6 protein-coding genes and 1 pseudogene are annotated in these 10,616 nt (G+C 71.6%); all 7 read right to left on the bottom strand.

All coding sequences use genetic code 11. The features are described 5' to 3' along the window. Positions 1-1,250 (bottom strand): PepSY-associated TM helix domain-containing protein (locus tag FFS27_RS20870; RefSeq protein WP_137952183.1); only part of this gene is annotated, 1,250 nt, incomplete at its 3' end. Between the two features lies 1 nt (position 1,251). Continuing rightward, positions 1,252-1,533 carry a hypothetical protein gene (locus FFS27_RS20865; protein WP_023100791.1) on the bottom strand — a complete coding sequence of 94 codons (282 nt, stop codon included), beginning with the start codon at positions 1,531-1,533 and terminating at the stop codon, positions 1,252-1,254. Further along, positions 1,533-3,695, bottom strand: coding sequence for a Fe(3+)-pyochelin receptor FptA (fptA, locus tag FFS27_RS20860; RefSeq protein ID WP_003111969.1), 2,163 nt, complete (start codon positions 3,693-3,695; stop codon positions 1,533-1,535). Before fptA ends, FFS27_RS20865 begins: the two co-directional genes overlap by 1 nt. A gap of 91 nt (positions 3,696-3,786) precedes the next feature. Further along, positions 3,787-5,511 carry an ABC transporter ATP-binding protein PchI gene (pchI, locus tag FFS27_RS20855; protein WP_023100790.1) on the bottom strand — a complete coding sequence of 575 codons (1,725 nt, stop codon included), beginning with the start codon at positions 5,509-5,511 and terminating at the stop codon, positions 3,787-3,789. Beyond that, positions 5,508-7,220, bottom strand: coding sequence for an ABC transporter ATP-binding protein PchH (gene pchH / locus FFS27_RS20850; protein WP_023100789.1), 1,713 nt, complete (start codon positions 7,218-7,220; stop codon positions 5,508-5,510). Before pchH ends, pchI begins: the two co-directional genes overlap by 4 nt. Then, the gene (gene pchG / locus FFS27_RS20845) at positions 7,217-8,266 is read right to left on the bottom strand and encodes a pyochelin biosynthesis thiazoline reductase PchG (RefSeq protein WP_003129320.1); all 1,050 of its coding nucleotides are present in this window, start codon (positions 8,264-8,266) and stop codon (positions 7,217-7,219) included. Before pchG ends, pchH begins: the two co-directional genes overlap by 4 nt. Further along, a pseudogene (pchF, locus tag FFS27_RS20840) lies at positions 8,263-10,616 on the bottom strand (pyochelin non-ribosomal peptide synthetase PchF); the annotation flags it as partial. The gene pchG and the pseudogene pchF, both read right to left, overlap by 4 nt.

Here is a 10,616-nt window from a genome sequence, read left to right as displayed (position 1 = left end):
GCGGCCCACAGGACAAGGAACAGCCGCCCCGGCCAGGGTCCGGCGAGTAGCTCCGAGGGGGCGAGTTGCAGCCCCAGCAGGAGCAACGCGGCCGCCGCCACCAGGCCGGCACAGAAACCCTGGCTCAGGCGCTGCAAGAGCCGTACGCGGGCGTCCGGCGCCGAGGCGCGTCGTTGCAGCCACAGGTACAGGCCGCTGGCGCAGAGCAGGCAGGCGCCGAGGCCCATCGCCAGGTGCAGGCCGCGCAACGCGGCGGACCAGCCCGGCCCGAGCCACTGGTACTGGGCGAAATGCAACGGCTGCACGGCGATGAAGGCGCGCAGCCAGAACCCGCGCTGCGCCGAGCTGCGCTCGCCGAGCAGGGCGCCGTCGGCCAGCCGATAGCGGTGCCGCTCGAAGTTCGCGGTACTCGGCAGGCCACGCTGGATACCGGCGATCTCCACGCTGCCGGCGACATCCCCGGCATGGCTGAGGCTCAAACGCTGGGCAACGAAGCCGGGCGCCCGCACGGCATCGCCGGCAAGCAGGCGGTCGAGATCGATGCGGGACGCCAATGGCCGCCCCTCGGCGGCGGGCGGCGGCGGTCCCATCAACTCGACAAACACCCGGTTCGGTTCCTGCGGGTAGGCCACCGGCGCCAGCAGCAGGGTCCCGAGAGCGCCCAGCCCGCTGAGCGCGCCGGTGAAACCGAACAACAGCAGCCAGGGCAGTCCCCAGATGCCGATCAGGCCATGCAGGTCGAACAGCGCCAGGCGCAGCCCGCGGTCCCGCCGCCAACGCCGCAGGTCGCGCCAGCGGCGGCTGTGCAGCAGCACGCCGGCCAGGCACAGCAGCAACAGCGATACGCCGATCAGGCTGACCAGCACCCGCCCGGGGAAGCCGACGAACAGGCTCTTGTGCAGGTTCAGCAGGAGGTCCAGCGCCGGCGTCGGCGGCAGCACCCGGCCACTGGCCGGGTCGAGGTCCAGCCGGCAGTCCAGGCGCGCATCGCAGACGCTGAAGGCGGCATGGCCGGGAGCGGGCAGCAGCAGGGTCGCATCGCCGATGTCGACGCCTTCCTCGCCCGCCCGCTCGAGCAGGCGCTCCAGCGCAAGGGCCTCTCCTCCCGCCTGCGCCGGGGCCCGCAGCCACTCGCGCAGGTCGTCGTGGCCAAGGCTCCAGGCGCCACTGAACAGCACCACGAACAGCAGCACGCCGAACAGCGCGCCGGCGCCACCGTGCAGCGAGAGCAGGAGAGGACGCGCCGCCACTTCAACCGCGCCCCGCCAGCAGCCACAGCGCCAGGCCCAGTGCCAGCAGGCTACCGCCCAGGCGCCAGGCGAGGTTGCCCGGACCACGCGCCAGCAACCCGCCGACAAGCAGCAACAAGCCCACCCCGAGCGCGCCGAAGAGCCCGGCGTAGAGACGCTCGAGCGGGTCGTCCAGGGGCAGCCCGCGAGTCAACAGATAGCCGCTGGCGGTCGCCGCCGCCAGGCTGCCGGCGAGCGCCAGCGGAACCCGCCAGGCCCAGCCGAAGCCCGACCGGCGCGGCATCAGAACGCGCCCCGCAGGCTGACGTTGAAGCTGCGCGGTTCGCCGTAGCGGTTGTTCCAGTTGGGGTTGGACAGGCTCTGGTAGTAGGTCCGGTCGAACAGGTTGTTGACGTTGACCGCCGCCGTCCAGTGCTCGTCGATCTTGTAGCCCAGGCGCATGTTGACCAGTGCGTAGCCGCCCTGGCGCATGCTCACGCCACGGTAGTCGACGCTGTAGTCGCTCTGCGCCTGGAGTCCGCCGCCGACGCTCCAGCGCCGATCCTGCCAGGGCAGGTCGTAGTTGCTCCACAGGCGCAGCAGGTGCCTCGGGGTGAAGGTGGAGTAGCGCGTCCCCGAGTCGTTCTGGCTGTCCTTGAGGTACTCGGTGCTGGTGTAGGTGTAGCCGGCCGAGAGACTCCAGTAGGGCGTCAGGTAGCCGGTGCCTTCCAGCTCGAAGCCCTGGCTGCGCACCTTGCCGCCGCTGATGTAGAACGGATTGTTGGGCGGCCCCGGATGGTCCGGGTCTTCCTGCGGATTGTTCTCCAGGTCGATGCGGAACGCCGCCAGCGACAGGTTCAGGCGGCCGTCGGCCAGTTCGCCCTTGATCCCGGTTTCGTAGGTCTTGCCTTCCACCGGGCTCAACGGCTCGCTGTTCCAGGTCTGGCGATCCGCCTGCGGCTGGTAGACCTCGGCGTAGCTGACATACCACGACCAGTCCCTGGCGAAGTCCCAGATCAGCCCGCCGTAGGGCGTGAACTGGCGACCGGGCTTGAAGCGGGTGGCCGGGGTGTCCTGGTCCCACCAGCTTTCGCGGCCGCCGACCACCAGGGTCAGCGGCTCGGCGAGCTTGATCCGGCCCAGGGCATAGAGGCCTTTCTGGGTGGTGGTGGTGGTGCCCGGCGAAGTGTACTGGCCGATCTGCGGGCGCGGCACGCCGTGCGGGTCCCAGCGGTAGACATTGACCGGGGTGTTCGGCAGGTTGAGGAAGCGTGCGGTGTCCTGGCGGGTCTCGCCCTGGGCGTAGGTGACCCCACCGAGCAGTTCGTGGGTCAGGCCGAACAGTCGCACCGGCCCATTGAGGTTGGCGTCGAGGCTGCGCTGGATGCTCTTGAACTTGTAGGCGGCGCCCATCAGTTGGCCGCCGTCGCCGGTCTGCGGGTCGATGGCGCCGAAGGAGCCGGCGTAACGCAGGCGCGAATCGGCTTCCTGGTATTCGGCGCTGACCTTGCCTTTCCAGCCGCCGCCCAGTTGCTGTTCGAGGGAGCCGAAGGCGCGGTAGGTGTCCCACTTGAAGCGGTCCCAGTCGACATCGAGGTAGGTGTCGCGGGACAGCCCGAGATTGGACCCATCCTTGGCCATCGGTACCCCGGCCATGTTGGTGATCGAGTCGATGTGCTGGTATTGCGCACCGACCGTGAGCAGGGTGTCGGGGCTCAGGTCGAACTCGGTCACCCCGTAGAGCAGGCGGGTGCCCTGGTCGGCCACGTCGTAGAAGTAGTCGCGGTCCTCGTAGGCGGCCACCGCTCGGCCGCGCACGTTGCCGCTGGCGCTCAGCGGGCCGCCGACGTCGACCTCGGCGCGGTAGCGGTCCCAGCGCCCGGCGCTGAGGGTGGTGCTGGCGGCGAACTCGCGCTGCGGCCGCTTGCGCACCAGGTTGACGGTGGCCGCCGGGTTGCCGGTGCCATGCAGCAGTCCGTTGGAGCCGCGGAGGATCTCGACCCGCTCGTAGATCGCCATGTCCTGCGGCGAACTGGCGGTATTGCCGAGCAGTGCCGGCACCCCGTCCAGCTCGAAGGAGTCGACCTTGAAGCCGCGCACGTAGTAGGCGGTGGTCAGCAGCTGGAACGGCTGCACGGTGACCCCGGTGGCCTGCTGCATGGCTTCGTCGAGGCTGAACAGGTTCTGCTGTTCGAGGCGCTCATGGTCGATGACACTGGCGGACTGCGGCAGCTCACGCGGCTTGAGCGGCACCTTGCCCAGGGTAGTCACCCCCGGCGGCTGGGTGGCAGACGTGCTTTCTCCGCTGATCACCATGTCCGGCAGTTCCGTCTCGCCGTCCTTGCGCGCGTCGGCCACGGCCGCCGCCAGCGGACTCAGCGCCAGCAGCAGCCCCAGGCACAACGGGGTGTGCCGATTGCGGGCGATGCCCTGGCGTCCCTTGATCACCTTCGTCTCCGTTTTCATCGTTCGAACAGCCTCGGGGGATATACGATTTGATAATGCTTATCATTATGAAGAAATCGTCTCCGGGGCTTTTTCGATTGCCGGTCTTTCTCTATCGATCCACGACCGTCGCGGAACTTTCCTCGCCCGCCAGCCCGACGAAACCGGCATACCAGTCGTCCCGGACGAGCAGATCGGCGTGACGTCCGCTGAGGCGCAGGCGCCCCTCCTCCAGCAGCAGTACCTGGTCGGCCTGACGCGCCAGCGCCGGGCGGTGGGTCACTACCAGCAGGGTGCGCCGGCCGCGCAACCCGAGCAGGCTGCGCAGCACCTGCGCCTCGCTGGCGGCGTCGAGGCTGGCGGTGGGCTCGTCGAGCAGCAGCAACGGCGCCGTCGAGAGCAGCCCGCGAGCCAGGCACAGGCGTTGCCGCTGGCCGCCGGACAGCAGCGCGCCGCCGGGGCCGACATCGCTGTCCCAGCCCTGCGGCCAGGCCTCGATCTCTTCCAGCAGGCCAACCGCCCGCGCCGCCTCGCGCAGCGCTTCGAGATCAGCGTCCGCTCGCGCCATGCGCAGGTTCCAGGCAACGCTGCCGCGGAACAGGCCGTTGTCCTGGAACACCAGGTTGCGACTGGCGGCGAGGGTCGTTTCGCTCAACCGACGGATATCCACGCCACCCAGCAGGACATGCCCGGCATCGACGTCGTAGAGCCGCCCGAGTAGCGCCAGCAGGCTGCTCTTGCCGGCCCCGGAGGGTCCGACGAGGACGTTCAGCGAACCCGGCTCCAGCCTCAGGGAAATGTCCTCGAGCAAGGCGCGGCCATCTTCCAGGCGCAATTCCACGGCCTCGGCCGCCAGGCTGGCGTCGTGCGGCCGCTCGCCCGGCTCGGGGCTGCGCAGCGGAGCCAGGGCGAAAACCCGCAGCAGGGTGTCCAGCGCCTGCCAGGCGCCGCGCAACGCCTGGTCGAGATGGGTGAGCTGGGCCAGCGGCTCGATGAAGCGCACCAGCAGCACCAGCACGGCCACCAGTCGCGCGCCGTCCAGCCATTGCCGCTCCACCGCCCAGGCGCCGCCGAGCAGGGCGAAGGCGAACGCCGCCTGCACCGCCAGGGCGAAGCCAAGGCCGCTGGGCAGGCTGCGCCGCAACAGTTCCAGGGTGCTGCGGTGGAGACTGCGCAAGGCCTCTTCCAGCCCCTGGCGGGCGACGCTTTCGCGCTGCGCCGCGCGCAGCAGCGGCTGGCGTTCGGCGAACGCCTGCAACTGCCGTGCGACGTCGCGCTCGGCGGCCAGCCGGGCATCCTCCGCCGCCAGATTGCGCCGCCCGCTCCAGCGCAACAGCGCGGCGAGGAAGGCACCAGCAAGGAGCAGGCCGAGGGCGATGGACGGGTCGATCAGGAACAGCCCGAGGATCACCCCGAGCGGCGTCACCAACGCGGCGATCAGCGGCCCCAGCAGGTGCGCCGGAATGCCCATCGCCTGCATCACCGGGCCGCGCAGCAGGCCTTCGGCCGGCGCGACCCGGCGCAGCGCCGGCGGCGCCAGGCGCGGCAAGCGCGCCACCAGGCTGCGCACCAGTCCAGCCGCCAGCGAGCCGCCGGCGGCGAAACCGCGACGCAGGGCCAGGTACTGCAACAGCGCATACGCCAGGCTCAAGCCGAGCAACGCGGCGACCCAGCGCCAGGGCAACGCGCCTTCGGCGAACCAGGCCTCGACCAACGGCACCAGCAATACGCCGCAAGCGGCGTCCAGCAGCGCCGCCAGGACCGCCCAAGCGCTCGCCCGGCGCAACGCGGCACGGCAGTCTTCGGGCAGCGCACGCATTCGTTCGAACAGGGTCATGCCGCCACCTCCGCGCCGTTCTGTTCACGCCACAAGCGCGCATAGGCGCCGTCCGCCGCCAACAGCGCCGCGTGCTCGCCGCGTTCGACCAGACGGCCAGCGACCAGCACCAGGATCAGGTCGGCATCGCTGACTTCGGCCAGACGATGGGCGACGATCACCCGGGTCCGGCCGCCGCCACGCTCGCGCAGGTTGTGCAGGACCTGCCGGGCGGTCTGCGGATCCAGCGCCGAGGTCGGCTCGTCGAGCAGCAACAGGCGCGCCGGCGATAGCAGCGCACGGGCCAGGGCCAGTCGTTGCAGTTCGCCGCCGGACAGTTGCAGGTCGCGTCCCGGCACGCTGTCGTAGCCACGCGGCAGGGCCATGATGCGCTCGTCGAGGCAGGCGTCACGGGCCGCCTGGCGAATCTCCTGGAGATCGGCATCGGGGCGGAACAGGGCGATGTTGTCGGCCAGGGATATCTCCAGCGCCGCCGCCTGCTGGCCGACCAGCGCGATATGCCGATGGCGCACGGCATCGGGCATGTCCTTCAGTGCCAGGCCGCCAACCTCCAGTTCGCCGCGCTGCGCGTCCATGTAGCGCGCCAGCAGGTGCAGCAGGGTGCTCTTGCCGGAGCCCGAGGGGCCGACCAGGGCCACCAGGCTGCCATCCTCCAGCTCCAGATCGATATCGGCCAGGACCTCCACGCCTTCATAGGCATGGCCCAGGCCGTGCAGCGCCACCGCGCCATCGACCGGCTCGCGGGTCGAGCGGCCCTCGGCCAGCGGCGCCTGGTCGAACACCTGCTGCAGGCGCTCGGCGGCGGCGCGCGCGCCCAGCAGCGCGTCGCCGCCGTGGCCGAGCGCCTGCACCGGGGCGGCCAGGGCCCGCAGCAGGAGCAGGAAGGCGCAGGCCTGGCCGAGCGCCAGCGGCACGCCGAGGGCATCCAGGACCAGCGCGCCGAGCAGGACCCATGCCAGCAGCCAAGGCGTCGACAACTGCACGTAGACCAGCGCGGCGAGGTGGCCGACCCGCTTCACCCAGGCGCCGAACGCTTCGCCGAAGGCCGCCGCCGACGCCTCGGCGCCCTGTTGTATGCCGGCGCCGGGGTACTGTCGGGCCAGCAGCAGGTTGTGGGCGAATTCGCCATAGTCCGCCGAGAGCCTTTCCAGCGCGGCGTTGCGCCGCAGCACCAGGTCGCGGTAGCGCGCCGAGCGCAGCAGCAGGAAGCCGGCGGCGGCCAGCACCAGCGGCAGCAGGCAGAACAGCAGCAGCCAGGGGTGCAGCCAGGCCAGCCAGAGCAACGCGACGAGCGGCACCACCAACAGGTTGCTGAGATCGTTGGGAGCGTGCGCGATCAGTTGGTGCAGGGACCGCACGTCCTGCTCCACGAGGCGCGCCACGCCGTCCGGGCCCTGGCGACCGAACCAGTCCAGCGGCAGCCGTTGCAGGTGCGCCAGCAGGCGCAGGCGCAGGTCGTTGCAGAGGTCCGCGTCGACCCGGTGGGCCAGGTGCGCGGCCAGCGCCTGGCAGCCCAGCCAGGCCAGCACCGCCAGCAGCACCAGGGCCAGCAGGGCCGGCTGCGCCTGGCCGCGCGCCAGCGGCTCGGCGAGCCAGGCGAGAAGCATCCAGGGCAACAGCGAGCAGAGCCCGGCCAGGGCCTGCAACCCCATGGCCACCGCCAGCCGCCAGCGATAGGTGCGCAGCAGGCGCCACAGCACCGGGGTCACGAGGCTTGCTCCAGCACCTGTTCCAGGCTCGCCGGCGCCAGCGACGCCGGCGGCGCCTCGGGGAAGCCAAGGCGCTCGCCGATCCTCTGCCACAGGGCGGCGACCTCCAGGCTGCGCTGGTTGCGCCGGCGCACCTCGTCGCCGTCGGCGAGCAGCGCCAGCGCCTCGGCCGCCGCCGCCGGCCACAGGCGCTGGTGCACCTGGGCCCAGCTGCACGGTTCGGCATACCAGAGCTGGGCGCTGGGCAGCGGTTCGCCGGCTATCTCGTCGAACAGCGCGAACAGGCCGTCGTCATCCTCTGCCGGTACCGCCACCGCAGGCGTCCACAACAACGGGCCATGGGGGCTGAGCAGGCTCAGCGTGCCGCGATCGGTGGTCAGGCTGACGCGCTGCAACAAGGTCATGCGCCCGTCGTCGGCGGCCGCCAGTTCGTTGAGCACGTGCAGGCTCAACGGCACTTCCGCCAACACCAGGGACAGCCCGCGCATCGCCGACAGGTCATTCGAGGGCGACTCCAGCGACCAGGGGCCGACGCCCTCCAGCAACGCGGCGAGGATGTCCAGGGTGGCGAAGCCGACCTGCACCCCGCAGGCCGCGTCCAGGTGGCGGATGCCGCGCCGGTGGTGCAACTGGCGGCCCAGTTCGATGAAACGCGCCACCGCCGGCAACTGCGGATAGAAGGTGTTGAGCAGGCAGCGCCGGCCCAGGCGCTCGGCGCTGCGCAGCAGGTCCTGCCATTCGCGCGGCAGCAACGGATGCTCGATCAGCACGTCGATGCCACGCGCCATCAGCGCCTCGGCCAGCGCCGGGCCCTGCTCGCCGCGTGCCGCGCCGCCGACCGCGACGCAGGCCAGGCGGACATCGTCGGGCAACGCCTCGACCTCGCACCAGGTCTCCACCCCGAGGCGCTCGGCCAACGCCCGCGAACGCCGGCTGCCCTGGCCAAGGATGCCGCGCAGGACGAAGCGCGGATCGGCGGCGACGCCGGCGGCATAGAACTGGCCGAACCGGGAACCGGCGACCACCACGGAACGGACGTCGCTCATCGGCTCGCCTCCTCTGGCATGGGTTTCGACAAGGATTGCGCCAGGGCTTCGCCCAGGCAGTCGAAGTGCCCGCCGGGCACCTCGTGGATGCCGCACGCGCCGAGCGCGGCGGCCCGCCATTGGGTCTCCAGGGCCTCGGCGTAGCGCGGCACCAATGGGTTGCCGGCGTCCGGCACGAACAGCCGCAGCGCGCCGACGTAGGGCTCCGGCGCCGCGGCCTGGCTGGCACGCACCGAGTGACAGAACAGCCGGTAGAGGGTGTCGCGTTCGACGCTGGCGGCGTCGGCGCTACCGCTGGCCGCCTGTAGCACGCGGCCGCGCAGGGCGACGAGATCGGCCAGGCCCGGTAGCTCCGCCAGCGCCTCGGCGGCAAGTCCTTGCGGCGTCCGCGCCAGCGCCGCCTGCACCACCTGGCCGAGACATTCCGGCGCGGGGAAGCCGAGCGCCGCGGTATCCAGTCCGAGGGTCGCGGCGAAGCTGAACAACAGTAGGCGCTCGTCGTCCACCCGGTAGGGAATCCGGTAGCTGGAGACGATATCCAGCTGGCGCACGCGCACCCCGCGCTGGACCAGGGACTTGGCGGTCTCCAGGGCGACCAGCCCGCCGGAGCAGTAGCCGAGCAGGTCAACCTCGCGCAGCCCGGCGCCATGGAGCGCCTCGGCGTAGCGGCGGCCGAGACAGGCGTTGAGATGCTCGGCGGGGATCGCCAGGTAGGCGTCGCTGTCATGCACGGCCAGCCCCAGCAACGGCCGCCCCTCACCCAGGGCGCGAAGCAGCGGGCGGTACGGCAGCAGCGTGCCGAGGCCTTCGTGGACCAGCACCCTCGGCACGCCCTCGCCGGGCACCAGGCGCACCAGCGGGTCGAGCGCCACCGCGCCCTCGGCGAGCGGTGCGCGCGACACGCCGGCCGGCGCCGGGGCGACGCCGCGCGCCGTGGCCAGGGCTGGGCCACGGCCCTCTTCCGGCGCGCTGCGCAGGCGTTCGGCCAGGCCGCGCGGCGTCGGCTGGCTGAGCGCCCAGCGCAGCAGGCGATCGAACGGATGCCGGCGGGCGCTTTCCAGTCGTTCGCGCAAACGGGCGATCAACTGGGCGATCAACAGCGAGTCGCCGCCAGCCCCGAAGAAGTCTTGCTCGACGCCCAGCGACGGGTTGTCCAGCACCTCCCGCCAGAGTGCCAGCAGCGCATTCTCCAGTTCGTCGGCCGGTGCCTGCGCGACGCCATGCCGAAGGTCCGCCTGGGGCTGGCGGGCAAAGCCGGTCAGGGCCTTGCGGTCGATCTTGCCGTTGCCGGTGACCGGCAGGCGTTCGAGCACGCGCAACTGCGCCGGGAGCATGTAGCGCGGCACCCGCGCTTCGACGAAGGCCAGCAGCTCGGCCGGCTCCAGGCGGGCGCGGTCGGTCTTGCAGCGAGCCAGCAGGACATCGTAGCCAAGCAGGTCGAGAGCGCTGCCCGGCGGCACCACCCCGCAAGCCAGGTCGCCACCCTGTGCCGCCAGCCACTCCAGCCATTGCCCGGTGTGGACGAACAGTTGGCGGCGCTCGTCGCGGAGGTCGCGCGGGTTTTCCATCATCAGGCTCTGGCTGACGCTGATCTCGTTGTGCTCGCGCGTCAGTTCCTGGATCACCAGCCAGGCGTCGGCGCTCAGCAGCTCGCGCAGGCCGGCCAGCAGCGCCGGGGTGTCCAGCGCGTTGTTCAAGGCCCCGGAGCTGAGCAGGATATCCACCGAGTGCGGCGCCACGCCCTGGTCGAGAAGATCGCCGTTCATGTCGAAGCGGCCGAAGCGTACCCACGGCTGGTCGGCGAAGCGCTCGCGGGCGGCGGCGAGGAAGTAGCTGGAAACGTCGGTGAACAGGTAGTCCACCTCCGTCCCTCGCTGCACCAGCGGCGCCAACCGGGCGATCACCGCGCGGCTGGCGGCGGCGGTGCCGGCGCCAAGCTCCAGCAGGCGCCAGCGCCGTTGCGGCTGGCGCTCGACGATGGCGGCGATGGCCTCGGCCATCGCCTCGTGCAGCGCCAGGGCATGCAGGCCCTGGCTGTACATGGCCTCGGCGATGCGCGCCGAGCCCTGCGGGAACATCAGCGCCGCCGGGCTGATCCGCCCGGCCAGTTGCTCGCCGAGGGATTGCGCGCTGTCACGCAGGTAGGCGACCAGCTCGGCCGGCCAGAGCGCCGCCGGCGCGCAGCCGGCGAACGCCGTCCAGGCGTCCTCCGGACTCTGCGCGGGACGCTCGGCGCAGCCCAGCCAGCCCTCGCCCTCGGCGCGCAGGTAGCCGCCCTCCTCCAGCTGGCGCAACCAGTGGCGCAGCAGGCGCTGGCGCGCCTCGGCGATACCCAGGCGCTGGCACAGGG

This window comes from Pseudomonas sp. 2VD (genome assembly GCF_005503585.1).
GTDB classification, from domain to species: Bacteria; Pseudomonadota; Gammaproteobacteria; order Pseudomonadales; family Pseudomonadaceae; genus Pseudomonas; species Pseudomonas aeruginosa.
Note: the sequence above shows the minus strand (reverse complement) of the source record. Positions and strands in the feature narration are given on the sequence as shown.

Excerpts from the sequence above, each read along its gene's own strand:
- FFS27_RS20865 (WP_023100791.1), bottom strand. The coding sequence starts at position 1,533 with ATGCCGCGCCGGTCGGGCTTCGGCTGGGCCTGGCGGGTTCCGCTGGCG.
- fptA (WP_003111969.1), bottom strand. The coding sequence starts at position 3,695 with ATGAAAACGGAGACGAAGGTGATCAAGGGACGCCAGGGCATCGCCCGC.
- pchI (WP_023100790.1), bottom strand. The coding sequence starts at position 5,511 with ATGACCCTGTTCGAACGAATGCGTGCGCTGCCCGAAGACTGCCGTGCC.
- pchG (WP_003129320.1), bottom strand. The coding sequence starts at position 8,266 with ATGAGCGACGTCCGTTCCGTGGTGGTCGCCGGTTCCCGGTTCGGCCAG.